The organism is Flavobacterium suzhouense, assembly GCF_042684765.1.
In the GTDB taxonomy this organism is placed as follows: domain Bacteria; phylum Bacteroidota; class Bacteroidia; order Flavobacteriales; family Flavobacteriaceae; genus Flavobacterium; species Flavobacterium suzhouense.
Map to the genome: position 1 here is coordinate 281,367 of NZ_JBHUMD010000005.1, position 24,807 is coordinate 306,173.

At 38.0% G+C, this 24,807-nt stretch carries 37 protein-coding genes; 1 reads left to right on the top strand and 36 read right to left on the bottom strand.

From position 1 onward, the window contains the following. Positions 1–52 precede the first annotated feature (52 nt). The 36 genes from ACFSR3_RS04240 to rpsL form a co-directional block, all read right to left on the bottom strand. The gene (locus ACFSR3_RS04240; protein WP_379819875.1) at positions 53–814 is read right to left on the bottom strand and encodes a LytR/AlgR family response regulator transcription factor; all 762 of its coding nucleotides are present in this window, start codon (positions 812–814) and stop codon (positions 53–55) included. Then, positions 807–2,798 carry a tetratricopeptide repeat-containing sensor histidine kinase gene (locus ACFSR3_RS04245; RefSeq protein WP_379819876.1) on the bottom strand — a complete coding sequence of 664 codons (1,992 nt, stop codon included), beginning with the start codon at positions 2,796–2,798 and terminating at the stop codon, positions 807–809. Before ACFSR3_RS04245 ends, ACFSR3_RS04240 begins: the two co-directional genes overlap by 8 nt. A gap of 164 nt (positions 2,799–2,962) precedes the next feature. After that, positions 2,963–4,258, bottom strand: a complete 1,296-nt coding sequence (gene eno / locus ACFSR3_RS04250) for a phosphopyruvate hydratase (protein ID WP_379819877.1) — start codon at positions 4,256–4,258, stop codon at positions 2,963–2,965. 188 nt (positions 4,259–4,446) lie between these two features. Further along, positions 4,447–5,556: a glutamine-hydrolyzing carbamoyl-phosphate synthase small subunit gene (gene carA, locus ACFSR3_RS04255; protein ID WP_114757444.1), complete on the bottom strand. Its 1,110-nt coding sequence runs from the start codon at positions 5,554–5,556 to the stop codon at positions 4,447–4,449. Positions 5,557–5,720: 164 nt separating this feature from the next. Next, a complete protein-coding gene (rplQ, locus tag ACFSR3_RS04260) occupies positions 5,721–6,224 on the bottom strand; it encodes a 50S ribosomal protein L17 (protein WP_114757445.1) in 504 nt (167 codons plus the stop codon). 32 nt (positions 6,225–6,256) lie between these two features. Beyond that, a complete protein-coding gene (locus ACFSR3_RS04265; RefSeq protein ID WP_114757446.1) occupies positions 6,257–7,249 on the bottom strand; it encodes a DNA-directed RNA polymerase subunit alpha in 993 nt (330 codons plus the stop codon). A 21-nt stretch (positions 7,250–7,270) separates the two neighbouring features. Then, positions 7,271–7,876 (bottom strand): 30S ribosomal protein S4, encoded by a 606-nt coding sequence (gene rpsD / locus ACFSR3_RS04270; protein WP_169520211.1) that lies wholly within the window; start codon positions 7,874–7,876, stop codon positions 7,271–7,273. Between the two features lie 84 nt (positions 7,877–7,960). Next, a complete protein-coding gene (gene rpsK, locus ACFSR3_RS04275) occupies positions 7,961–8,344 on the bottom strand; it encodes a 30S ribosomal protein S11 (RefSeq protein ID WP_114757448.1) in 384 nt (127 codons plus the stop codon). Positions 8,345–8,352: 8 nt separating this feature from the next. Then, positions 8,353–8,727: a 30S ribosomal protein S13 gene (gene rpsM, locus ACFSR3_RS04280; protein ID WP_169520212.1), complete on the bottom strand. Its 375-nt coding sequence runs from the start codon at positions 8,725–8,727 to the stop codon at positions 8,353–8,355. 2 nt (positions 8,728–8,729) lie between these two features. Continuing rightward, entirely contained in the window at positions 8,730–8,846 is a 117-nt protein-coding gene (gene ykgO, locus ACFSR3_RS04285; protein ID WP_002987490.1) for a type B 50S ribosomal protein L36, read from the bottom strand. A gap of 12 nt (positions 8,847–8,858) precedes the next feature. Continuing rightward, on the bottom strand, positions 8,859–9,074 hold the full coding sequence (gene infA / locus ACFSR3_RS04290; RefSeq protein WP_026714631.1) for a translation initiation factor IF-1: 216 nt from the start codon (positions 9,072–9,074) through the stop codon (positions 8,859–8,861). Positions 9,075–9,082: 8 nt separating this feature from the next. Then, a complete protein-coding gene (gene secY / locus ACFSR3_RS04295; RefSeq protein ID WP_114757450.1) occupies positions 9,083–10,426 on the bottom strand; it encodes a preprotein translocase subunit SecY in 1,344 nt (447 codons plus the stop codon). A gap of 14 nt (positions 10,427–10,440) precedes the next feature. Then, on the bottom strand, positions 10,441–10,893 hold the full coding sequence (gene rplO / locus ACFSR3_RS04300) for a 50S ribosomal protein L15 (RefSeq protein ID WP_114757451.1): 453 nt from the start codon (positions 10,891–10,893) through the stop codon (positions 10,441–10,443). A gap of 12 nt (positions 10,894–10,905) precedes the next feature. Then, on the bottom strand, positions 10,906–11,088 hold the full coding sequence (gene rpmD / locus ACFSR3_RS04305; RefSeq protein ID WP_114757452.1) for a 50S ribosomal protein L30: 183 nt from the start codon (positions 11,086–11,088) through the stop codon (positions 10,906–10,908). A 14-nt stretch (positions 11,089–11,102) separates the two neighbouring features. Beyond that, positions 11,103–11,627 carry a 30S ribosomal protein S5 gene (gene rpsE / locus ACFSR3_RS04310; protein WP_114757453.1) on the bottom strand — a complete coding sequence of 175 codons (525 nt, stop codon included), beginning with the start codon at positions 11,625–11,627 and terminating at the stop codon, positions 11,103–11,105. Positions 11,628–11,633: 6 nt separating this feature from the next. Further along, a complete protein-coding gene (rplR, locus tag ACFSR3_RS04315) occupies positions 11,634–11,984 on the bottom strand; it encodes a 50S ribosomal protein L18 (protein ID WP_114757454.1) in 351 nt (116 codons plus the stop codon). 21 nt (positions 11,985–12,005) lie between these two features. Further along, positions 12,006–12,548 carry a 50S ribosomal protein L6 gene (rplF, locus tag ACFSR3_RS04320; RefSeq protein ID WP_114757455.1) on the bottom strand — a complete coding sequence of 181 codons (543 nt, stop codon included), beginning with the start codon at positions 12,546–12,548 and terminating at the stop codon, positions 12,006–12,008. A gap of 16 nt (positions 12,549–12,564) precedes the next feature. After that, a complete protein-coding gene (gene rpsH / locus ACFSR3_RS04325) occupies positions 12,565–12,963 on the bottom strand; it encodes a 30S ribosomal protein S8 (protein WP_114757456.1) in 399 nt (132 codons plus the stop codon). Between the two features lie 71 nt (positions 12,964–13,034). Continuing rightward, positions 13,035–13,304 (bottom strand): 30S ribosomal protein S14, encoded by a 270-nt coding sequence (gene rpsN / locus ACFSR3_RS04330; protein WP_114757457.1) that lies wholly within the window; start codon positions 13,302–13,304, stop codon positions 13,035–13,037. Between the two features lie 3 nt (positions 13,305–13,307). After that, on the bottom strand, positions 13,308–13,859 hold the full coding sequence (rplE, locus tag ACFSR3_RS04335; protein WP_114757458.1) for a 50S ribosomal protein L5: 552 nt from the start codon (positions 13,857–13,859) through the stop codon (positions 13,308–13,310). Between the two features lie 2 nt (positions 13,860–13,861). Then, positions 13,862–14,176 carry a 50S ribosomal protein L24 gene (gene rplX, locus ACFSR3_RS04340; RefSeq protein WP_114757459.1) on the bottom strand — a complete coding sequence of 105 codons (315 nt, stop codon included), beginning with the start codon at positions 14,174–14,176 and terminating at the stop codon, positions 13,862–13,864. 11 nt (positions 14,177–14,187) lie between these two features. Continuing rightward, entirely contained in the window at positions 14,188–14,556 is a 369-nt protein-coding gene (gene rplN / locus ACFSR3_RS04345) for a 50S ribosomal protein L14 (protein ID WP_007803649.1), read from the bottom strand. 2 nt (positions 14,557–14,558) lie between these two features. Continuing rightward, positions 14,559–14,816, bottom strand: a complete 258-nt coding sequence (gene rpsQ / locus ACFSR3_RS04350; protein ID WP_057671665.1) for a 30S ribosomal protein S17 — start codon at positions 14,814–14,816, stop codon at positions 14,559–14,561. A 17-nt stretch (positions 14,817–14,833) separates the two neighbouring features. Further along, positions 14,834–15,025 (bottom strand): 50S ribosomal protein L29, encoded by a 192-nt coding sequence (gene rpmC, locus ACFSR3_RS04355; RefSeq protein WP_114757460.1) that lies wholly within the window; start codon positions 15,023–15,025, stop codon positions 14,834–14,836. A 13-nt stretch (positions 15,026–15,038) separates the two neighbouring features. After that, positions 15,039–15,458, bottom strand: coding sequence for a 50S ribosomal protein L16 (gene rplP, locus ACFSR3_RS04360; protein WP_114757461.1), 420 nt, complete (start codon positions 15,456–15,458; stop codon positions 15,039–15,041). Positions 15,459–15,477: 19 nt separating this feature from the next. Next, positions 15,478–16,233 carry a 30S ribosomal protein S3 gene (rpsC, locus tag ACFSR3_RS04365; protein ID WP_114757462.1) on the bottom strand — a complete coding sequence of 252 codons (756 nt, stop codon included), beginning with the start codon at positions 16,231–16,233 and terminating at the stop codon, positions 15,478–15,480. Positions 16,234–16,238: 5 nt separating this feature from the next. Then, positions 16,239–16,652, bottom strand: coding sequence for a 50S ribosomal protein L22 (gene rplV, locus ACFSR3_RS04370; RefSeq protein ID WP_379819878.1), 414 nt, complete (start codon positions 16,650–16,652; stop codon positions 16,239–16,241). Positions 16,653–16,661: 9 nt separating this feature from the next. Continuing rightward, positions 16,662–16,940, bottom strand: a complete 279-nt coding sequence (gene rpsS, locus ACFSR3_RS04375) for a 30S ribosomal protein S19 (protein ID WP_114757464.1) — start codon at positions 16,938–16,940, stop codon at positions 16,662–16,664. 10 nt (positions 16,941–16,950) lie between these two features. Next, entirely contained in the window at positions 16,951–17,775 is an 825-nt protein-coding gene (gene rplB / locus ACFSR3_RS04380) for a 50S ribosomal protein L2 (protein WP_114757465.1), read from the bottom strand. A gap of 6 nt (positions 17,776–17,781) precedes the next feature. Then, complete coding sequence (gene rplW, locus ACFSR3_RS04385; protein WP_114757466.1) at positions 17,782–18,072, bottom strand: 50S ribosomal protein L23; 291 nt, start codon at positions 18,070–18,072, stop codon at positions 17,782–17,784. 7 nt (positions 18,073–18,079) lie between these two features. Continuing rightward, the gene (rplD, locus tag ACFSR3_RS04390; protein WP_114757467.1) at positions 18,080–18,709 is read right to left on the bottom strand and encodes a 50S ribosomal protein L4; all 630 of its coding nucleotides are present in this window, start codon (positions 18,707–18,709) and stop codon (positions 18,080–18,082) included. After that, on the bottom strand, positions 18,709–19,326 hold the full coding sequence (rplC, locus tag ACFSR3_RS04395) for a 50S ribosomal protein L3 (RefSeq protein WP_114757468.1): 618 nt from the start codon (positions 19,324–19,326) through the stop codon (positions 18,709–18,711). The genes rplD and rplC overlap by 1 nt, the downstream gene beginning before the upstream one ends. Before the next feature lie 250 nt (positions 19,327–19,576). After that, complete coding sequence (rpsJ, locus tag ACFSR3_RS04400) at positions 19,577–19,882, bottom strand: 30S ribosomal protein S10 (protein WP_020213633.1); 306 nt, start codon at positions 19,880–19,882, stop codon at positions 19,577–19,579. A gap of 11 nt (positions 19,883–19,893) precedes the next feature. After that, positions 19,894–22,029, bottom strand: a complete 2,136-nt coding sequence (fusA, locus tag ACFSR3_RS04405; RefSeq protein WP_114757469.1) for an elongation factor G — start codon at positions 22,027–22,029, stop codon at positions 19,894–19,896. Positions 22,030–22,049: 20 nt separating this feature from the next. Beyond that, positions 22,050–22,526 (bottom strand): 30S ribosomal protein S7, encoded by a 477-nt coding sequence (gene rpsG / locus ACFSR3_RS04410; protein WP_114757470.1) that lies wholly within the window; start codon positions 22,524–22,526, stop codon positions 22,050–22,052. A gap of 26 nt (positions 22,527–22,552) precedes the next feature. Then, complete coding sequence (gene rpsL, locus ACFSR3_RS04415) at positions 22,553–22,933, bottom strand: 30S ribosomal protein S12 (protein ID WP_114757561.1); 381 nt, start codon at positions 22,931–22,933, stop codon at positions 22,553–22,555. Positions 22,934–23,114: 181 nt separating this feature from the next. Between rpsL and ACFSR3_RS04420 the strand changes: the two genes are divergently transcribed. Next, complete coding sequence (locus ACFSR3_RS04420) at positions 23,115–24,779, top strand: hypothetical protein (protein WP_379819879.1); 1,665 nt, start codon at positions 23,115–23,117, stop codon at positions 24,777–24,779. The last annotated feature ends 28 nt before the right edge of the window (positions 24,780–24,807 follow it).

A 24,807-nucleotide genomic window follows, 5' to 3' on the forward strand; every position in this document is an offset into this window, starting at 1 on the left:
GCTATTTCAGCCTTTTGATTTAGAATTCGCCAAAGCTGATTTAGTATTCGCATTAAAGTGATTTCAGTAATTCCTGCAAACGCTCTTTCTTTCGTTGCGATATAGGCAGATGGCTATTGTCACCCATTACTGCATAGCCGCCATCTTTCTTGATATACGATTTTAAATAAGACAGGTTTATAAGGTGCGACTGATGTATCCTTTCGAATCCATGTTCCGACAACATATCTTCATATTCCTTAAGTGTTTTGGCAATCAGAACAGGTTTATTATCTTTTATATAAAATTTAGTATAGTTATCCTGAGACTCCAGACGAATGATATCACTCACTTCAAAAAGATGAATACCATCTGAAGTAGAAAGCGCTATCCTTTTAAACTTATCTACCTTTTTTCTGATGTTTTCCAGAAGTAAGTCGATATGAGCATAGTTGTCATTCGTATTAAGTACTTTTTTTATTTTATCTATTACTTTACTAAGATCATCAGGATCTACCGGTTTTAACAAATAATCAAGTGCACTGAAACGAAATGCCTTTAAAGCATATTCTTCATGAGCTGTAATAAACACTACGTGTGATGTCAGGCTCCCTGCTTTTTGATGAAACTGTTCTAAGATGTCAAATCCGGTTCCATCACCTAACTGGATATCCAGAAATATAACATCCGGACGGTGCTGCTCAATCGCGGCAATACCGGATTTCACACTATCAGCCTCACCTACAATACGAATATCAGGAGCATACATAGCAAGTAGCCCCTTCATACCCTCCCTAAGGTTATTATCGTCGTCTATTAATAAAGCATTAATCATATTTTTGATCAGATGAGAATTGTATAGGTAAATGTAAGATAATTTTCGTTCCGTTAGCCTGACCATCTTCTCCCACAAGTTCGCTTATTTCTACACTTGAACTTTTTGATGTTACGGCCTGAATCACTTCAAGGCGCTTACGGGTTATTTCCAGAGCCATGGATTTATGAACTGTTACTAAATTTTCTTTGAGTTCTTTCGATTTATTGATACCTATCCCATTATCTGTAACAGCACAAACCAGTTTTTCCCCATCAATGCTAAAATCAACCTGAATAAAACCACCTTTTTTAGGCACCAGGCCATGTATTATGGCATTCTCAACAAAAGGCTGAAGCAATAATGGCGGCAATGCCATATCGTCTTCTATAGCAGAATCTTTCGTAATTGAAAAATCAAACATCCTATTAAACCTAAGTTGTTCCAACTCAAGATAATTTTGCAGGCTTTCAATTTCCCTATCTATCGGAATCAATGACTCCTTTGAATATTCAAGCGTCAGGCGCATCAATTTAGAAAACTTCGAAAGATATTTTATTGCCGATTCTTTACCATTCTGAACAATAAAACTTGAAATAGATCCTAAACAATTAAAGACAAAGTGAGGATTCATTTGCAGATGGAGTGCCTTTTGTTCATACTCAGCCAGATCGCGCTGTAGTGTAAGTGTTTTTTTTAGCTGTAAACGATTATAGACTAAAAAGACTATTCCAAAAATCAGCAATATAAACAACGCCGTAAAAACCATTTGCATTTTATGCCTTTTGGCCTGTTCTTCAAACATCAACTGCTGTTTTTCATTTTCAAGCTTTTGAAGAGCCTCTTTCCTTTCAAATTCATAATTCAACTCTTCACGAACCATGCTTTTGATATTCTCAGCATCATCAATTTTACCTTTAGCCTCAGTATATTTTTTATAGTGTTTAAGAGCAGCTGAAGCATTGCCCTCTTTCTCATAAATTTCACTTAGTCCTTTTTCGGCTAAGGCAACATTCTCATAAACTCCTATTTTTTTAGCCAACGCAGAGGATTGTTCCAAACTACGTATAGCATCAGCATTTCTATCATCAATTGCGTATACGTTCCCTAAAAGCCCCAAAGAGATAACCGACCCTAACTGACCATCTATAGATTCGAATAAATTAAAAGCTTTACTGTAATAATTTTCAGCAAGTTTATAGTTCCTTACTTTAAGATAGTAGTCACCATAATTATTATACAGTTCTGCCATACCGTTTTTGTTATCGGTATTTTCAAAGAGTTTTGAAGCTTCATTAAAAAACTGCAGTGCTTTTTCAGGCTCATTACGCAAAAGATAAACTTTACCTATATTGGCAGTAGTGACACCAGCAGAATCATTGTCACCCATTTTTTTCTGAATCCAAAGTGCCTTATTATAATATTCCAGTGCTTTTCCATATTCTTTTAGCTCCTGATAAATAATACCTAAATTATTAAATGTAAAAGACATATACTCTTCCTGACCAGTTTCTTCATGCATTTTTAAGGCCTTAAAATCATATTCAAGTGCTTTGGAATAATTATTCTGATCAGAGCAAACAATACCTATACTCCCATACGTAATCGCAAGCTTATCTTTTATACTGTTCTTCTCTGATTCCGGCACTGTTTTAAGAAGCCCCTCAAATAAGGTTTGTGCATTAGTATAGCTTTTTAAAGCTTCAGCATAACGACTAAGCAAAATATTTGCACTACCAATGTTAACCCATGAGGTCCCCTCCTCTTTTTTAAGATTATTATTTTGCGCTATGGTAAGGGCTTTTTTAGCGTAGTCAAGCATTTTTTCAGGTTCGCTGTCTGAATATTCAGCAGCAATGTCATTTAAAACATAGGTCTTTTCAACTGGAGTATTGGTTTTACCTAAAGCCATAAATAGGCTGTCGAGCACTTTACTTTGGGAAAGCGCCTTAAAGGAAAAAACAAAGAAGAAAGCATTAAGCAGTAAAAATTTAAAAATTTTCATACACTACATATATGGACAAATTTATGATTTCAAATTTATTTGTAAGCTGATCGTTTAGAATTTGAAGCCTATCATTTAGAATTTGCAATCGCTTTATCATTGTCAATTTATAAAAAAAGAGGCTATCTTATTCAGATAGCCTCAAATTTATAGCATATAAACTATTATTGTTTTACTTTAAATGCTTTTTCACCCGGAAAGTAAGCAACTTCAGCAAGCTCCTCTTCAATTCTAAGTAATTGGTTGTATTTAGCCATACGGTCACTACGAGAAGCAGAACCTGTTTTGATCTGACCACAGTTAAGAGCAACTGCAAGATCTGCAATAGTGTTATCTTCAGTCTCTCCTGAACGGTGTGACATAACAGAAGTATAACCTGCGTTATGTGCCATGTTTACAGCAGCGATAGTTTCAGTAAGCGTACCAATCTGGTTAACTTTCACAAGGATTGAGTTAGCAGTACTTGTTTCGATACCTTTAGCAAGACGCTCAACGTTAGTAACAAATAAATCATCACCTACAAGCTGAACTTTATCACCAATTTTCTCTGTAAGGTATTTCCATCCTTCCCAGTCATTCTCCTGCATACCATCTTCAATAGAGATGATTGGGTATTTAGTAGCAAGCTCAGCAAGATAGTCTGCCTGTTCCTGAGAAGTTCTTACTTTACCTGTAGCACCTTCAAATTTAGTATAGTCGTATTTACCGTTTACATAGAACTCAGACGCTGCACAGTCAAGCGCAAGCTTAACATCTCCGCCAAAAGTATAACCGGCATTTTCGATAGCTTTTTTAATTGTTTCGATAGCATCTTCAGTACCACCTTCAAAGTTAGGAGCAAAACCTCCTTCATCCCCCACAGCAGTACTAAGACCTCTGTCGTGAAGTACTTTTTTAAGGTTATGAAATACCTCAGTACCAATCTGCATAGCGTGAGTAAAGCTTGTAGCTTTAACAGGCATGATCATAAACTCCTGGAATGCGATAGGCGCATCAGAGTGAGAACCACCATTGATGATGTTCATCATGGGAACAGGAAGTGTATTAGCAGAAACACCACCTATGTAACGGTATAATGGTAACCCTAATTCATTAGCCGCAGCTTTAGCTACAGCCAGAGAAACACCAAGGATAGCATTAGCACCAAGATTAGATTTATTAGCAGTACCGTCAAGAGCGATCATCGCTTTGTCAATAGCGTTTTGTTCAAATACGGACATACCAACGATTTCTCCGGCAATTGCAGTATTTACATTTTCAACAGCTTTAGAAACTCCTTTACCCATGTAGGCTTTACCACCGTCACGCAATTCAACAGCTTCATGCTCACCTGTAGATGCTCCCGAAGGCACAGCTGCTCTTCCAAGGATTCCGTTTTCTGTAATTACATCTACTTCTACAGTAGGATTTCCGCGTGAATCAAGTATCTGTCTAGCGTGTACTTTAATAATAATGCTCATTATATAGTTTTTTGTTTGTTATTTATTTTTTGTGAAACCTAACAAATTTAAACATTTTGCAAGACTGAAAAAGGCCATTTTCAAAAACTTATAAACGCAAACGATTTAGCTTCATAGGTTTATATGCAAAACAGCTTCAGTGCCTCCAAAAAACAAATTTGGGCTAATAAATATTAGCCCAAATCGTATTAGTTTTTACTTTTTTCTATGTTAGCAATGAACTGATCAAACAGATAGCTTGCATCGTGTGGTCCAGGGCTAGCCTCAGGGTGGTATTGTACAGAGAAGCAATTTTTGCTCTTCATACGCATACCCGCAACAGTACCGTCATTAATATGTTCATGCGTTATTTCAAAGTCAGGATGTTTTTCAAGTTCTTCCCTTACAACCGCAAAACCGTGGTTCTGAGATGTAATTTCACCATGACCCGTCATTAGGTTTTTAACCGGATGGTTGATACCTCTATGACCGTTAAACATCTTATATGTCGGAATGCCATTTGCCAAAGCCAACACCTGGTGTCCAAGACAGATACCAAATACAGGCTCATCATTAGCTAATATATTCCTTGCTGTTTCTTGTGCTGAATAAAGCGGATCCGGATCGCCGGGACCGTTTGAAAGGAAGAAACCATCAGGGTTAAAAGTTTTCATATCCTCATAAGTTGCATCATAAGGGAATACTTTAATGTAGCAATCTCTTTTTGCAAGGTTTCTAAGAATGTTCTTTTTAATCCCAAGATCAAGTGCCGAAATTTTATATTTAGCATCAGGATTCCCAACAAAGTAAGGCTCTTTAGTAGAGACTTTAGAAGAAAGCTCAAGTCCTTTCATGTCCGGAACGCCAGCCAATTGTTTTTTCAGGTCTTCAAGAGAAGTACCATCAGTAGATATAACAGCGTTCATAGCACCATTATCGCGGATATAGCTTACAAGTGCTCTTGTATCAACATCCGATATGGCAACTAAATTTTGCTCAGTAAAATAATCCAAAAGGCTCTTATCAGAGTTCACCCTTGACGGATTAAAACTGAAATTTTTACACACAAGGCCTGAAATCATAATTTTTTCAGCCTCGATTTCCTCAGCATTTGTACCATAATTACCAATATGAGCGTTAGACGCTACCATTATCTGCCCAAAATAAGAAGGGTCAGTAAATATCTCCTGGTAACCGGTCATTCCGGTGTTAAAGCATACTTCTCCAAATGTAGTTCCTTCGATACCTATAGATTTACCATAAAATACAGTACCGTCAGCTAAAAGGAGGATTGCCTGATTTCGATTTGAATATTTCATTTACGCGTTGTTATTTTCTTCTCGGGTGCAAATTTACTTCAAAAAATTGGCTTTCTAAAACGTTCAGCTTATTTGCTTTATATAAAACGTTCAAGTAGACCAAAAAAAAAGGACAAACTCTAAAGTTTATCCTTTTTTGTATTATTGAAAAATCACTATCATGATTATTCAGTAGCTTCTTTGTTCTCTTCTGTTTCAACAGCTGGTGCAGCAGGAGCTTCAGCAACAGGAGCAGCAACGTCTGCTTTTTTAGCAGTACGGCTTCTACGAGTTGTTTTCTTAGCTTCTTTCTTAGTAGCGTTGTACAGTTCGTTAAAGTCTACAAGCTCAATCATCGCCATATCAGCGTTGTCACCAAGACGGTTACCAAGCTTAATGATACGAGTATATCCACCCGGACGATCACCAACTTTAGCAGCTACTTCCCTGAAAAGTTCAGTAACAGCATATTTGTTGCGAAGGTAAGCGAATACGATACGTCTGTTGTGAGTTGTATCTTCTTTCGATTTAGTAACTAGAGGCTCAATATATTGTTTAAGCGCTTTAGCTTTGGCAACAGTCGTATTGATACGCTTGTGCTCTATAAGTGAGCAAGCCATGTTAGCAAGCATAGATCTTCTATGCCCTGCCTGCCTGCTTAAATGATTTACTTTTTTTCCGTGTCTCATTGCTGTTGTAATTTAAACCCAGAGGGTTCAGATTATTCTTTATCTAATTTATATTTCGTTAAGTCCATTCCGAAGTGTAAATTTTTAGAAGCAACAAGCTCATCAAGCTCAGTTAACGATTTCTTACCAAAATTACGGAATTTCATTAAGTCATTTTTGTTGAACGATACCAAGTCGCCTAACGTATCAACTTCAGCCGCTTTTAAACAATTTAATGCTCTTACAGAAAGATCCATATCAACAAGCTTCGTCTTAAGAAGCTGTCTCATATGTAATGACTCTTCGTCATAAGATTCTGTTTGTGCAATTTCATCGGCCTCAAGTGTTATTCTTTCATCAGAGAACAGCATAAAGTGGTGAATCAGTGTTTTTGCTGCCTCAGTAAGCGCTTCTTTAGGATGAATAGAACCATCAGTGATGATTTCAAAAACCAGCTTTTCGTAATCTGTTTTCTGCTCAACACGGAAGTTTTCTATTGCATACTTAACATTCTTTACCGGAGTAAAGATTGAATCAGTAAAAATAGTTCCTATTGCTGCGTTTTGCTTTTTGTTCTCTTCTGCAGGCACATAACCTCTACCTTTCTCGATAGTTAGTTCAAGGTTGATGTTAATTTTGCTATCCATATTACAGATAACAAAATCAGGGTTTAATACCTGGAATCCTGAAATAAATTTCTGGAAATCACCAGCTGTAAGCTGATCTTTTCCTGTGAAAGATATAGAAACTGATTCGTTGTCAATGTCTTCAATCTGACGTTTGAAACGAACTTGTTTAAGGTTCAGGATTATTTCCGTTACATCTTCAACTACCCCTGCTATTGTAGAGAACTCATGGTCAACTCCTTCAATTCGAACTGAAGTAATTGCATAACCTTCTAATGAAGAAAGCAAAACTCTTCTAAGTGCGTTACCAACTGTCAGTCCATATCCCGGTTCCAAAGGTCTAAATTCAAATTTACCTTGGAAATCGGTAGAATCGATCATGATAACTTTATCGGGCTTTTGAAAATTAAATATTGCCATATTTTCGACTAATGTCAATTATTATTTGTTATACAACTCTACGATTAGTTGTTCTTTGATGTTTTCCGGGATTTGAATCCTGGCAGGTACTGAAACAAAAGTACCTTCTTTAGTATCGTTGTTCCAAGTGATCCACTCATAAACGTGAGCAGAATTAGATAAAGAACGCTCGATTGCATCAAGAGATTTTGATTTCTCGCGTACAGCAACTTTATCTCCGGCTTTTAGGTGGTAAGAAGGAATGTTTACCACTTCACCGTTAACAGTAATGTGTCTGTGAGAAACGATTTGTCTTGCAGCCCTTCTTGAAGGAGCAATACCCATCCTGAATACTACGTTGTCAAGTCTAGCTTCACAAAGTTGTAGAAGGATCTCACCAGTTACACCTTTAGATGCAGCAGCTTTTTCATACAGGTTTCTGAATTGTTTTTCAAGAACTCCGTAAGTGTACTTAGCTTTTTGCTTTTCCATTAGCTGAACAGCATATTCAGATTTTTTACCTCTCTTTTTGGCTAAACCATGTTGCCCTGGAGGGTAATTTCTTTTTTCGAAGGCTTTATCATCTCCGAAGATCGCCTCACCGAATTTACGGGCGATTTTAGTTTTTGGACCAGTATATCTTGCCATTTCTAAAAATTAATAAACAGGGGATTATGAATTCAGGTCGTATCCTCCGATAATCCTTGTTCCTGTTCTGATTATACTATAAAATTATACTCTTCTTCTTTTTGGAGGACGACAACCGTTGTGTGGTAGTGGAGTTACGTCAACGATTTCTGTAACTTCAATTCCTCCATTATGAAGAGACCTGATAGCAGATTCTCTACCATTTCCAGGACCCTTAACGTAAACTTTCACTTTCTTAAGACCAGCCTCAAGAGCTACTTTACTACAATCTTCTGCTGCCATCTGAGCTGCATACGGAGTGTTCTTTTTAGAACCTCTGAAGCCCATTTTACCTGCAGATGACCAAGAAATAACTTCACCTTTTTTGTTAGTCAAAGAAATGATGATGTTATTGAAAGTAGCACTGATATGAGCTTCACCTGTAGATTCTACAATAACTTTACGTTTTTTTGTATTCGCTTTAGCCATACTACTTATTATTTAGTTGCTTTTTTCTTGTTAGCAACAGTTTTTCTCTTACCTTTTCTAGTTCTTGAGTTGTTCTTAGTACGTTGACCACGTAGTGGAAGACCAGCTCTGTGACGGATACCTCTGTAGCATCCGATATCCATTAAACGTTTGATGTTTAATGAAATCTCAGAACGTAGCTCACCTTCGATTTTGAAGTAAGAAACAGCCTCACGAATTGCACTGATCTCATCATCATTCCAATCCTGAACTTTTTTATCTTCGCTAACGTTAGCTTTTGCTAGTATCTCTTCAGCCCTGCTTCTACCAATTCCGAAGATATAAGTTAAAGCAATAACTCCTCTTTTGTTTTTAGGTATGTCTACCCCTGCAATTCTTGCCATAATTATCCTTGTCTTTGTTTAAATCTAGGATTCTTTTTGTTAATAACATATAATCTGCCTTTTCTACGCACAATGATGCACTCGGCACTTCTTTTCTTAACTGATGCTCTTACTTTCATTTTATAATAGCTTTAGTATCTATAAGTAATTCTTGCTTTGGACAAATCATAAGGGCTCATTTCCAGTTTCACCTTATCACCCGGAAGTAATTTGATGTAATGCATACGCATCTTTCCTGAAATGTGAGCAATTACTACGTGCCCGTTTTCTAATTCAACACGGAACATGGCATTTGACAATGCCTCTATTATCGATCCGTCTTGTTCTATTGCTGATTGTTTTGCCATAAAAATTTTTAAGCTACTGCTTTTCTATTCTTACCACTTTTCATCAAACCATCATAATGCTTATTCAATAGATAAGAATTTATCTGTTGAATAGTATCGATCGCAACCCCGACCATAATTAATAGCGATGTACCACCATAAAATAACGCCCACTGTTGCTGAACTCCAAAGTTAAACACTATAGCCGGGAACACAGCCAGTAGTGCAAGGAACAATGAGCCGGGGAAAGTGATCAACGACATAATCTTATCAAGGTAGTCTCCGGTTTCAACACCCGGTCTAACACCAGGTATAAAACCACCACTTCTCTTAAGGTCGTCAGCCATCTTATTAGTAGGCACCGTAATCGCGGTGTAAAAGTACGTAAAAATTATAATTAATAAAGCAAAAACTACATTGTACGCCAAACCGAACACATTCTGGAATTGAGAAGTGATGGTTGCGGCCGCATCAGACTTGGAAAGTCCTGCTAATGCTGCAGGTATGAACATAATAGCCTGAGCGAAGATGATAGGCATAACTCCCGAAGCGTTTAGCTTTAACGGTATCCATTGCCTATTTCCGTCTAACATATCTTGTTCAAAATCGCCAGATGCTGTACGTCTCGCATACTGTACAGGTATTTTTCTCACCGCCATAACCATAAGGATACATGCAATGATAATCATTAACCATACAGCAACTTCAAGAAGTAATTTCAAAGGCCCACCATTGTTTTCAGTAACTACCGAAGTAAACTCCTGAATGAAAGCCTGTGGCATTCTTGCGATGATACCCACTAATATTAGTAGTGAAATACCATTACCGATTCCTTTATCTGTAATTTTCTCACCAAGCCACATCGCGAAGATGGTACCTGTAGCAAGAATAACAACAGAAGAGAAAAGAAATGCAAAAGATGTAGAAGGCATCATAAATGCTTCTGCAGGAAGGGTTCTGTAAAGGTTATAGATATAACCAGGTCCCTGAACAAGAGTGATAACGATAGTTAACCAACGCGTAATCTGGTTGATTTTCTTTCTTCCGCTTTCACCTTCTTTTTGCAGTTTCTGAAGATAAGGTATAGCAATACCCATTAGCTGTACAACAATAGAAGCAGAAATGTAAGGCATTATACCCAATGCAAATACAGATGCCTGCGAAAACGCACCACCTGTAAATACATCGATAAGCCAGCCAATACCTCCCTGGGTTTGATCTGTTAATTTGTTTAATTGTGTAGCATCAATACCGGGTAGCGTTACATGTGCACCAAAACGGTACACTAGTAACAATCCCAAAGTAACTAAAATTCTGTTTTTTAGTTCTTCTATTTTCCAGACATTGGCAAACGCTTCGAAAAATTTCTTCATATGAATTATAAAGATTATAAAGTTACAGCTTCTCCACCAGCAGCTTCGATAGCAGCCTTAGCAGTCGCAGTAAATTTGTGAGCAGTTACTTTTAGTTTTGCTTTAAGCTCTCCTCTTCCTAATATCTTTACCATTTCATTTTTAGTAGCTAAGCGGTTTTCTACTAATACTGCAAAATCTACAGTATCTGTAACAATTCCGTTATCTACTAGAGCTTGAAGCGTGTCAAGGTTTACACCTTCATATTCCTTACGGTTAATGTTTTTGAAACCAAACTTAGGAACACGTCTTTGTAATGGCATCTGACCACCCTCAAAACCTATTTTCTTAGAATAACCAGAGCGAGATTTAGCTCCTTTGTGACCACGTGCAGCAGTACCACCTTTTCCAGAACCTTCTCCTCTACCTACTCTTTTGTTTTTATTGTGAACTGAACCTTCTGCAGGCTGTAAGTTACTTAAATCCATGAGTGTATTTTGTTAGTTAGCTTCTTCAACAGAAACTAAGTGTTTAACTTTATTTACCATTCCAAGGATAGCAGGAGTTGCATCGTGCTCAACAACCTGACCTAGTTTACGAAGGCCAAGCGACTCAAGAGTCCTTTTTTGAGTTTCAGGACAGTTGATTTTGCTCTTTACTTGTTTTACTTTTATTTTTCCCATGATTTCCTTGTGAATTATCCTTTGAATACTTTTTCTAATGATACACCTCTCTGTTTTGCAACAGTAGCAGCACTTCTCATTTGAAGTAAAGCATCAAAAGTAGCTTTAACAACATTGTGAGGGTTAGATGATCCCTGAGATTTTGATAGTACGTCGTGGATACCAACTGACTCAAGTACTGAACGAACAGCACCACCGGCAATAACTCCGGTACCGTGAGAAGCAGGCATTAAAAGTACACGTGCACCACCAAATTTACCTTTTTGCTCGTGAGGAACAGACTGGCCTGAAAGTGGAATTCTTACAAGGCTTTTCTTTGCATCCTCAACAGCTTTAGCAATAGCCTCAGAAACGTCTTTAGATTTACCAAGACCGTGACCTACTACTCCATTCTCGTCACCTACAACTACAATAGCAGAAAAACCAAAAGCTCTACCACCCTTTGTAACTTTAGTAACACGATTTACAGCAACCAGACGATCTTTAAGTTCAAGACCGCTTGGTTTTACAAGTTCTACGTTTTTATAATTATGATACATAATTTCTTAGAATTTTAGTCCGGCTTCTCTTGCGCCTTCAGCTAATGATTTAACACGTCCGTGGTAAAGGTATCCACCTCTGTCAAAAGAGATAGTATCAATACCAGCTTTTAAAGCTTTCTCTGCAATTGCTTTTCCAACAGCTGCAGCAGTTTCAATGTTAGTACCTTTAGTGATACCTGCATCTCTTGAAGAGGCAGCCGCAAGGGTTACACCGTTAACGTCGTCTATGATTTGAGCATAGATCTCTTTATTGCTCCTGAATACAGAAAGTCTAGGTTGAGCAGCAGTTCCGCTTACAATCTTTCTGATCCTGAACTTAATTCTTTGTCTTCTTTCAGATTTGTTTAATGACATAGTCTTAGATTTTAAGATTTATTAAGCTGATTTACCTGCTTTTCTTCTTAGTACTTCACCTACAAACTTAACTCCTTTTCCTTTGTATGGTTCAGGTTTACGGAAAGAACGGATCTTTGCAGCAACCTGGCCTAAAAGTTGTTTATCATGAGAAGCTAGTTTGATGATAGGGTTTTTACCCTTTTCTGATACAGTCTCAACAGTTACTTCAGGTACAACCTCAAGAACGATGTTGTGAGAGAAACCTAGAGCGATATCCAGTTTTTGACCCTGGTTAGAAGCTCTGTAACCTACTCCAACAAGCTCAAGCTCTTTTGTGAAGCCTTCATTCACTCCAACAATCATGTTGTTGATAAGTGCTCTGTATAAACCGTGTTTAGATCTTTCATCTTTATGATCAGAAGATCTTTCAACTAAAACCTGACCCTCTTCGATTTTCACAGTAACATCTGAGAAATCTTGTGTAAGCTGGCCTTTTTTACCTTTAACTGATACAACGTTGCCGTTTACTTCTACAGTAACACCAGCAGGTATTGTAATTGGATTTTTACCTATTCTTGACATCGTATAAGTCTTTTTATTAGTATACGTAACAAATTACCTCACCACCAACATTAAGCTGTTTCGCCTGCTTGCCAGTCATAAGACCTTTTGAAGTAGAAACGATAGCTATTCCTAATCCGTTAAGGATTCTTGGAAGGTTATCAGCACCTGCATATTTACGTAAACCTGGTTTACTAATTCTTTGGATATCTTTAATTACAGACTCTTTAGTGTCTTTGTCATACTTAAGAGCGATTTTGATGGTGCCTTGTACAGCGTTGTCATCAAATTTGTAGCTAAGGATATAGCCCTGATCAAATAAAATCTTTGTGATTTCTTTTTTAAGGTTAGAAGCAGGGATTTCAACCACTTTGTGGTTAGCTCTAACTGCATTCCTGATTCTTGTTAAGAAATCAGCGATTGGATCTGTATACATATTTAGTAATTTGCGGTAACGGTTTTCGGCCTGTTACGGCCGAACCTGAAACCAATTTATAATTCTGTTTTTTACCAGCTTGCTTTTTTAACTCCTGGTATCAAGCCATTGTTAGCCATTTCACGGAAAGTTACACGTGAAATACCGAACTGACGCATATAACCTCTTGGTCTTCCTGTAAGTTTGCAACGGTTGTGCATACGTACCGGAGAAGCGTTTTTAGGTAGTTTTTGAAGGCCTTCGTAATCTCCAGCTTCTAATAAAGCTTTCCTTTTCTCAGCATATTTTGCTACCAGCGCCGCTCTTTTTACCTCACGGGCTTTCATTGATTCTTTAGCCATAACTTAATTCTTTTTAAAAGGTAAACCTAATTCTGCTAATAATGACTTCGCTTCTTTATCAGTTTGTGCAGAAGTTACAAATGTAATATCTAAACCTGATATTTTGTTAACTTTATCAATATCAATTTCAGGGAAAATGATTTGCTCAGTTACACCCAGGTTATAGTTACCTCTTCCGTCAAATCCTGTAGCCTTGATTCCGCCGAAATCTCTTACACGTGGAAGTGCAGAAGTGATAAGTCTGTCTAGAAACTCATACATTCTTTCACCACGTAAAGTTACTTTAGCACCAATCGGCATACCTTTTCTAAGTTTGAAAGACGCAACGTCTTTTTTAGAAATGGTAGAAACAGCTTTCTGACCGGTAATTTTTGTTAACTCGTCTACTGCATAATCGATAAGTTTCTTATCAGATACAGCTGCACCAACTCCACGGCTCAAAACGATTTTCTCAAGTTTAGGAACCTGCATTACGTTTTTGTAACCGAACTCTTCTTTAAGAGCAGCAACTACGCGGCTCTTATATTCTTCTTTTAATCTTGGTATGTAAGCCATCACTATAATACTTGATTAGATTTTTTTGAAAATCTCACGTTCTTATCTCCTTCTTTTCTTACACCTGTCTTAGTAGTCTCCTTAGTTTTAGGATCAACAAGAGCGATGTTAGAGATGTGGATAGGAGCTTCTTTCTTCACGATACCACCCTGAGGGTTTTTAGCGCTTGGTTTAGTGTGTTTAGACACCATGTTAACGCCTTCTACGATCGCTTTGTTTTTCTCACGAAGAACACGTAGTACTTTACCTTCAGAACCTTTATGGTCTCCGGCAATTACTCTTACAGTGTCTCCAGATTTTATCTTTAGCTTTATCATCTTTAGAATAATTAAAGCACTTCAGGTGCTAATGATACAATTTTCATGAATTGTTTTTCACGAAGTTCTCTTGCAACCGGACCAAAAACACGAGTTCCCCTCATTTCACCAGCAGCATTTAACAATACGCAAGCGTTATCGTCAAATCTGATGTATGAACCATCGGCTCTTCTCACTTCTTTTTTGGTACGTACAACAACTGCAGTCGAAACAGCACCTTTCTTAACGTTTCCGTTTGGTGTTGCATCTTTAATAGAAACTACAATTTTATCTCCAACAGAGGCATAACGTCTTTTCGTTCCTCCAAGAACACGGATAGTTAAAACTTCCTTCGCTCCTGTGTTGTCTGCTACTTTAAGTCTTGATTCCTGTTGTACCATAATTACTTAGCTCTTTCAATGATTTCAACTAACCTCCAACATTTTGATTTAGATAAAGGACGTGTTTCCATAATCCTTACTGTATCACCAATGTTACAGTCGTTTGTTTCGTCGTGTGCAACAAATTTCTTAGTTTTTAACACGAACTTACCATATAATGGGTGTTTTACTCTTGTAGTTTGGGAAACCACGATAGATTTCTCCATTTTATTACTGGTAACAACACCAATTCTCTCTTTTCTTAAATTTCTTTTTTCCATCTTTCAGCAGACTACAATTATTGTAACTCTCTTTTACTTAACTCAGTTGCTACTCTAGCGATAGACCTTCTTACAGTTCTGATCTGTAGTGGGTTCTCAATTGGAGATATAGCGTGAGCAGTTCTTAGGTCGGCATATGTTTTTCTCAACTCACCAAGTTTACTTTGTAACTCAGCTGCAGATAGATCTTTTATTTCAGATTGTTTCATAATAAATTTTTAATTATGCTTCGAAATCTCTGGCAACGATAAACTTAGTTTTTACAGGAAGCTTTTGAGCAGCAAGGCGTAGCGCCTCTTTAGCTACTGACAAAGGAACTCCTCCTACTTCAAACATGATTCTTCCCGGTTTTACAACTGCAGCCCAGTATTCAACTGCACCTTTACCTTTACCCATCCTTACCTCTAGAGGTTTTTTAGTGATAGGCTTGTCCGGGAAAATTTTTATCCATAGTTGACCTTCCCTCTTCATGAAACGTGTTGCTGCGATACGAGCTGCTTCAATCTGACGAGAAGTAATAAAAGTCGAATCTAAAGATTTGATACCAAACATTCCATTAGAAAGTTCGTGACCTCTTTGAGACACGCCTTTCATCTTACCTTTCTGTACCTTACGGTATTTTGTTCTTTTAGGCTGTAACATTTTACTTCTTTAGTTTAAATTACTTTCTTTTGCGTTGGTTAGATTTATCTCCACCCGGACGACCGTTTGGTCTTCCTTGTGGTCTATCCTGAGATCCCGAAGATTTAGACTGTTTTTTGTCCATACCTACTAACGGAGAAAGATCTCTTTTACCGTAAACCTCACCTTTCATTATCCATACTTTGATACCCATTCTACCATAAGTAGTGTGAGCTTCAGCTAGTGAATAGTCAATGTCTGCTCTGAAAGTTGATAGAGGAATCCTTCCTTCTTTGAACATTTCTGAACGTGCCATCTCAGCACCGTTAAGACGGCCAGAGATCATCACTTTCACACCTTCTGCGTTCATACGCATTGCAGCAGCGATAGCCATTTTGATAGCTCTTCTGTAAGAGATACGGCTTTCGATCTGACGAGCAATACTTGTACCTACAAGGTAAGCATCAAGTTCAGGTCTTTTAATTTCAAAGATGTTGATTTGAACCTCTTTGTCAGTAATTTTCTTAAGTTCCTCTTTTAGCTTGTCTACTTCCTGACCACCTTTTCCGATAATGATACCAGGACGGGCAGTAGTAATAGTAACGGTTACAAGCTTAAGGGTTCTCTCGATGATTACCTTAGAAACACTAGCTTTAGATAAACGGGCATGGATATATTTCCTGATTTTGTGATCTTCGGCAAGCTTGTCACCATAGTCATTTCCACCATACCAGTTAGAATCCCAACCCCTGATAATACCAAGGCGATTTCCTATTGGATTTGTTTTTTGTCCCATTTCTCTTAGTTGCTTTGTGTGTTATTATTAGTAGCTCCAAGCACGATAGTAACGTGGTTAGAACGTTTTCTTATTCTGTGTGCACGACCTTGTGGAGCTGGTCTTAGCCTTTTAAGCATCATACCACCGTCAACACGGATCTCTTTAACAAATAAGCCTGCATTCTCTAAACTCTCTTCAGCGTTCTTTTGCTGCCAGTTGTTGATAGCAGAAAGTAACAATTTCTCAAGTTTGCGAGAAGCTTCTTTTGAACTGAACTTTAATATATTAAGAGCTAATTCTACTTTCTGACCTCTTACCAAATCCGCAACAAGGCGCATTTTTCTAGGTGAAGTAGGGCAGTTATTCAGCTTAGCAAATGCAATTTGCTTATTCACTTCTTTAGTCTGCTCTGCTCTTTCTCTTTTACGAACTCCCATAGCTTCTTATTATTTTTTACCTTTATTTTTTGCACCAGCGTGGCCTCTGAAAGAGCGCGTTGGCGAAAATTCTCCTAATTTATGACCTACCATATTCTCTGTAACGTAAACCGGTACGAATTGACGACCGTTGTGTACTGCGATAGTCTGTCCAACAAAATCCGGGGTAATCATAGAAGCTCTAGACCAAGTCTTAACAACTGCTTTGTTCCCTTTTTCGATATTTTCCTGAACTTTCTTCTCTAATTTATAGTGAACGAAAGGTCCTTTCTTTAATGAACGTGCCATATCTTACTTATTATTTCTTTCTACGTTCTACGATATACTTATTACTCGGGTTAACTTTAGAACGAGTTCTGTAACCTTTAGCCGGAAGACCTTTTCTAGAACGTGGGTGACCTCCAGAAGAACGTCCTTCACCACCACCCATCGGGTGATCAACAGGGTTCATCGCTACCGGTCTTGTTCTTGGTCTTCTACCTAACCATCTTGATCTACCAGCTTTACCAGAAACGATCAATTGGTGGTCAGAGTTAGAAACTGCTCCAATCGTTGCTGAACACGTAAGAAGGATTAACCTTGTCTCACCTGAAGGCATTTTGATTGTTGCATATTTTCCATCTCTTGCCATTAACTGTGCAAAAGTACCAGCACTACGAGCAATTACTGCTCCCTGGCCTGGACGTAGCTCGATGCAAGATATAACAGTTCCCAGAGGAATTTTACTTAAAGGCATTGAGTTTCCGATTTCAGGAGAAGCATTCTCTCCAGAAACTACGGTTTGACCCACCTGAAGTCCGTTTTGTGCAATGATATACGTTTTCTCTCCATCAGCATAATACAATAGGGAAATAAATGCTGAACGGTTTGGATCGTACTCGATAGTTTTAACTACAGCAGGAACACCAGCTTTAGTTCTTTTAAAATCGATAATACGATACCTTTGTTTGTGACCACCGCCTGTATAACGCATGGTCATCTTTCCTTGACTATTTCTACCTCCAGAGTTTTTTTTCGGTGCGATCAATGAACGCTCCGGCTTATCAGTTGTAATAGTGTCAAAGCTATTTACAACTCTAAAACGCTGACCCGGGGTAATAGGTTTTAATTTTCTAACTGACATTTTCTATTAGATATTATTATAAAAATCTATTGTTTCACCTTCCTGTACTTGTACAACTGCTTTTTTGTAAGCATTTGTCTTTCCTGAGATTAAACCACTCTTAGTGTATTTAACCGATCTATCAGCCCTGTAGTTCATTGTGTTAACTTCAACAACAGAAACGCCATAAGCAGCCTCAACAGCTTTCTTAATCTGAATCTTGTTTGCTTTTTTGTCAACAACAAAACCAAAACGGTTAAAAACTTCCCCGTCTTTAGTTATTTTTTCAGTGATGATAGGTTTAATAATGATACTCATAGCCCTATTATTTGCTTAAATTTTCCTCAATTCCTTCCAATGCACCTTCTAAAAGAACTAAACTGTTTGAATGCAAAACATTGTAAGTGTTTAATTCTGAAGTAGTTACAACATTAGAACCCTTCAAATTGCGTGACGACAAATATACATTTTTATTTGTATCACCCAACACGAATAGTGATTTTTTATTCTCTAACCCTAAAGCTTTCAAAACGTTAATGAAATTTTTAGTGCTTGGCGCCTCGAATTCGAAGTTCTCAACAACTATTAAATTTGACTCTTTCGCTTTCAAAGCAAGAGCAGATTTTCTTGCTAAACGCTTAAGACCTTTGTTCAGTTTGAAAGAGTAACTTCTTGGTCTTGGACCGAAAACCGTACCTCCACCTTTGAACAATGGATTCTTAACAGATCCCGCACGGGCAGTACCTGTACCTTTTTGCTTCTTAATTTTGCGTGTACTACCAGTCACCTCAGCTCTTTCTTTAGCTTTGTGAGTTCCCTGCCTTTGGTTAGCAAGATATTGCTTAACGTCCAGGTATACAGCATGCTTATTAGGCTCAATTGCGAATACTGAATCAGAAAGGGTTACCGTTCTGCCAGTTTCTTTTCCGTTGATATCTAATACTTTTACTTCCATTACTTCTGAATGATTACGTAAGAGTTTTTGTGTCCAGGAATCGCTCCTTTAACCACAAGTAGATTCTTTTCAGCAACTACTTTTAAAACTCTAAGGTTTTGAACTGTTACATTATCTCCTCCTGTTCTTCCTGCCATGCGCATTCCTTTGAATACACGTGAAGGATATGATGATGCTCCTACAGAACCCGGCGCTCTAAGACGGTTGTGCTGACCGTGAGTAGCTTGTCCAACACCACCAAAACCGTGACGTTTAACAACACCCTGGAAACCTTTACCTTTAGACACACCCTGTACATCAACAAATTCGCCTTCAGCGAAAAGATCCACAGTGATAACATCACCTAATTTGTGCTCGTTAACAAAATCTTGGAATTCAACGACTTTCTTTTTCGCAACTGTACCTGCTTTCTTAAAGTGACCTACAGCCGCTTTAGTAGCATGTCTCTCTGCTTTGTCATCGAAACCAAGTTGTAACGCTTCATACCCGTCAACCGCGTTGGTTCTGACTTGGGTAACAACGCATGGTCCAGCTTCGATTACTGTACACGGAATGTTTTTTCCGTTTTCATCGAAAATACTGGTCATGCCGATTTTTTTACCAATTAACCCAGACATAAATATTAGTTATTAATTATTAATTCCCTTCAATTTGAAGTAACAGAATACTCCAAACAGGGGTGCAAAAGTAATTATTAAATTTAGATTATCAAACAGTTACAATAAAATAATTGAAATAAATCAAAAATATTTGATTCTAAATCAAAAAATTACGGTTTTTCCACAGCAAACTCAACAGTTCCAGAGTAACAAAAAAAAATCTCCGGAATAGCTATTCCGGAGACTTTCATATAGTTATTTAAATAACTCAGACTTTGATTTCAACTTCAACACCACTAGGAAGCTCTAATTTCATAAGAGCATCAATAGTTTTAGAAGATGAACTGTAAATATCAAGAAGTCTTTTGTATGAGCTAACCTCAAACTGCTCTCTTGATTTTTTATTTACGTGTGGAGACCTAAGTACAGTAAAGATTTTCTTGTGAGTTGGTAACGGAATAGGACCAGTTACAACAGCACCTGTACTTTTTACAGTCTTAACGATCTTCTCAGCAGACTTGTCTACAAGGCTGTGATCGTATGATTTTAATTTTATTCTGATTTTTTGACTCATTTTCTTTTAAATTAAGCGTTACCTTTTGCTTTTTTGATTACTTCGTCAGCAATGTTAGATGGTGTCTCAGCATAGTGAGAGAACTCCATTGTAGATGTTGCACGACCAGAAGACAATGTTCTTAGTGTAGTAACATAACCAAACATTTCAGAAAGCGGCACACTAGCTTTAACAACTTTAGAACCAGCTCTGTCATCCATGTTATTAATCTGACCACGACGACGGTTAAGGTCACCTACGATGTCACCCATGTTTTCTTCAGGTGTAAGAACCTCAAGTTTCATGATTGGCTCAAGGATAACTGCACCGGCAGCCTTAGCAGACTCTTTGTAACCCATTTTAGCTGCAAGCTCGAAAGAAAGAGCATCCGAGTCAACAGGGTGGAATGAACCATCTATAAGAGTAACTTTCATACTGTCCATTTCGTAACCAGCAAGAGGTCCAGCTTTCATAGCTTCTTTGAAACCTTTCTCGATAGCAGGGATAAACTCTCTAGGAATGTTACCACCTTTTACCTCGTTAACAAAAGTAAGACCTACAGGAACTTTACCATCAACTTCTTCAGCCGGCTCAAGACGGAATACAATATCACCGAATTTACCACGACCACCAGATTGTTTTTTGTAAGTCTCTCTGTGGTTAGCAGAACGTGTAATAGCCTCTTTGTACTCTACCTGTGGCTCACCCTGGTTAACCTCAACTTTAAACTCACGCTTAAGACGGTCAACAAGGATATCAAGGTGAAGCTCACCCATACCAGAGATAATAGTTTGTCCAGAAGCCTGGTCAGTTCTAACTGTGAATGTAGGATCTTCCTCTGCAAGCTTAGCAAGAGCCATACCCATTTTATCAACGTCAGCCTTAGTTTTAGGCTCAACAGCGATACCAATTACCGGATCAGGGAAGTTCATAGACTCAAGAACGATTGGGTTTTTCTCATCAGATAGAGTATCACCAGTCTTGATATCTTTGAAACCTACTGCAGCTCCGATATCACCAGCCTCGATATATTCGATAGGGTTTTGTTTGTTAGCGTGCATCTGATAGATACGAGAGATACGCTCTTTGTTACCTGAACGGTTGTTAAGAACATAAGATCCGGCATCAAGACGACCAGAGTAAGCTCTGAAGAACGCAAGACGACCTACATAAGGGTCAGTTGCGATCTTGAACGCAAGAGCAGAGAACGGCTCAGACGCAGATGGCTTACGTGAAATTGGCTCATCAGTATCAGGGTTTGTACCTTCGATAGCCTCTTTATCAAGTGGAGAAGGAAGGAATTTACAAACTGCATCAAGCATGAACTGAACACCTTTGTTTTTGAATGATGAACCACAAAGCATCGGTATGATAGCCATATCGATAGTAGCTTTTCTAAGCGCTTCGTTTACTTCATCCTCAGTAAGAGAATCTTCATCCTCCATATATTTCTCAAGAAGGTTTTCATCATAAGCAGCAACCTCTTCGATTAGTTGAGATCTGTACTTGTGAGCCTCCTCTTTCATATCATCAGGAATAGGCACGATATCGAATGTAGCACCCTGAGTTTCATCATGCCATACGATAGCCTGGTTTTTGATAAGATCCACAACACCTTTAAAATCAGCCTCGTCACCGATTGGAAGTACAATTGGCACCGCGTTAGATTTAAGCATGTCTTTTACCTGCTGACAAACTGCAAGGAAATTAGATCCCTGGCGGTCCATTTTATTAACGAATCCCATACGAGGAACACGGTAGTTATCAGCAAGTCTCCAGTTAGTTTCTGATTGAGGCTCAACACCGTCAACAGCACTGAAAAGGAATACAAGACCATCAAGAACCCTAAGTGAACGGTTTACCTCTACGGTAAAGTCAACGTGTCCCGGAGTATCGATGATGTTGAAGTGGTAATCTTTTGTATCAGCTACAGGTTTTCCCTGATCTGTAGGGAAGTTCCATGTACATGTAGTCGCTGCAGAAGTAATAGTAATACCTCTCTCCTGCTCTTGCGCCATCCAGTCCATAGTTGCCGCACCATCGTGAACCTCACCAATCTTGTGTGATTTACCTGTATAGAACAGGATACGCTCAGTTGTTGTTGTTTTACCAGCATCAATGTGAGCAGCAATACCTATATTTCTTGTATATTTTAAGTCTCTAGCCATTTCTAAATTTACTTTATCAATTAAAATCTAAAGTGAGAGAACGCTTTGTTAGCTTCTGCCATCTTATGAGTATCCATTCTCTTTTTAACAGCAGCACCCTCTTCTTTAGCAGCAGCTAAAATTTCAGAAGCTAGTCTTTGAGCCATAGATTTCTCGTTTCTTCTTCTTGCATAAAGAATCATCCATTTCATCGCCATAGAAATCTTTCTGTCCGGACGAATCTGCATTGGGATCTGGAATGTAGCACCACCTACCCTACGGCTACGCACTTCTACGTGAGGCATAACGTTAGTTAGAGCATCTTTCCAAGTTTCTAGAGCTGATTTTTCAGCATCTTGCTTTTTAGTCTCAACGATATCAATAGCATCGTAGAATACTTTAAAGGCAGTTGATTTTTTACCATCCCACATTAAGTTGTTTACAAAACGTGTTACTAATTGGTCATTAAACCTTGGATCTGGTAAAAGAGGTCTTTTTTTGGCCTGTCTTTTTCTCATGTCTTTACTTTAAAAGTTTTTTAAAATTACTTTTTGTCTTTAGGGCGTTTAGCACCGTATTTAGATCTCCTTTGTGTTCTTCCGTTAACACCAGCGGTGTCAAGCGCTCCGCGCACAATGTGATACCTAACTCCCGGTAAATCTTTTACCCTTCCGCCTCTAACTAATACTATCGAGTGCTCTTGTAGATTGTGTCCCTCTCCAGGAATGTAAGCATTCACCTCATTACCGTTAGTTAAACGAACCCTTGCAACTTTACGCATTGCAGAATTCGGTTTCTTAGGTGTAGTAGTGTAAACACGTGTACAAACCCCTCTTCTTTGAGGGCAAGAATCTAAAGCAGCCGATTTACTCTTCTTAGTTATCTGGGCTCTCCCTGTTCTTACTAATTGCTGAATTGTTGGCATAATTAATATTAAAAATTTCTTATGTTTAAAAAACCCGCTTTTTACGGGGTTGCAAATGTATAAATAATTATCAACAAAACAAATCATAAAACATTAATTTTCAAACGCCTTATCTTTCAAAAACAGCTCCTCATATTTTTTCTGCATTTTTTGCGTTATTTTTACGGCTAACATTTTTGCATTGAAAAGACCCCTACTCATATTTATTATATTACTCACATGCTTTTTTGCAAAAGCTCAAAGCCTGCACCTAAAAATTGAAGGCAGCAGCGAGTCCGAAACAAAAATCATAGACTCCCTAAGCTACAACAAGACGCATGAAAATGTAAAAACAATAAACGAAGAAGCCACCACCCTTTCAGGAAAGCTTTTAAAAATAGGATATCTTGAAAACAACCTTATCGAAAGAAACAAGATAAACGACAGCCTTTTTTTATACAAATATGTTATTGGAACAAAAACCAGAAACATACATATATATACAGGAAAACTTTCAGCAGAAACAAAGCAGCTTCTCGAACTAAAAAACGACACAATCACATTACCCATAAGTGATGTAGAAAGTTTTATGTCCGGCCATGTAGCCGCACTGGAAAAAAAAGGATACTCATTAAGCAGCATGCAGCTAACGGATTATTCGTCGAAAGGAAATTCCCTGTCGGCAACACTAAAAGCATCCACTGAAAAAAAACGAACCCTTAACAACATAGTGATTGAGGGCTACACAAAATTTCCGGAGGGCATTCGCAAAAACATAACACGTCAATACAAAGGAAAAACCTTCAATCAGGAAAATCTCCAACGCATTTATAATGACTTTAGCGCATTGCGTTTTGTCAACCAGATCCGTTACCCCGAAATACTATTCAAACAGGACACCACCAAAGTTTATGTATATCTTGAAAAAGCAAAACCTAACACCTTTGACGGCTTCATAGGATTTTCAAATGACGACCAAAACAAAGTTACATTCAACGGGTATCTCGACCTACTACTTAACAACGTATTAAACACCGGCGAGAAGTTTAACCTTTTCTGGAAAAGCGACGGCAACAAACAAACCACATTCAACGCAGCACTTGAATTACCCTACATATTTAGAAGCCCTATTGGACTAAAGGGAAGTTTGAAGATTTTTAAACAGGATAGCACTTTTCAAAACACAGCAACCGACATAAACATCGGCTACTATTTCAGTTACAACTCAAAACTTTTTGTCGGCCTTCAGCAAACCCAATCCGTAGATATCCAAAATCTTAACAACAGCTCGCTAAGCGACTTCAATAACTCATTCGTCACCTCGACTTTCGATTTTACTGACTACAATCTGGACGACTTCATCTTTCCCGAAAAAACTATTGCATTGATAAAAGCCGGAACAGGAAAACGAACCTCGAAAACAGGAAACTCAGACCAGTATTTTATACAGGCTAATTTTTCACATAATTTATACCTGAACAAACAAAACCTCATTAACCTGAAAACCCAGGATTATTACCTCAAAAGCAACTCCTATATCATAAACGAATTATTTCGCTTTGGCGGAATTAATTCCATACGCGGATTTAACGAAAACAGCCTTCAGGCTAACCTCTTACTCTCACTAATGGCAGAGTACAGATACATACTTTCGCCTAATATGTATGTACATTCCATAACAGATTATGCTTATTTTGAAGACGAAACATCAAAAACACAAAACAATTTATTAGGATTAGGCTTCGGATTTGGTTTGTTAACAAAAACAGGGCTTTTTAATATCATTTATGCCAATGGCAGCTCTAACAATCAGCAAATCAAGCTATCAAACTCCATAATCCACATTAGCTTCCGCACAAGGTTTTAACACTTACACCTACGTTAAATCTTAAAAT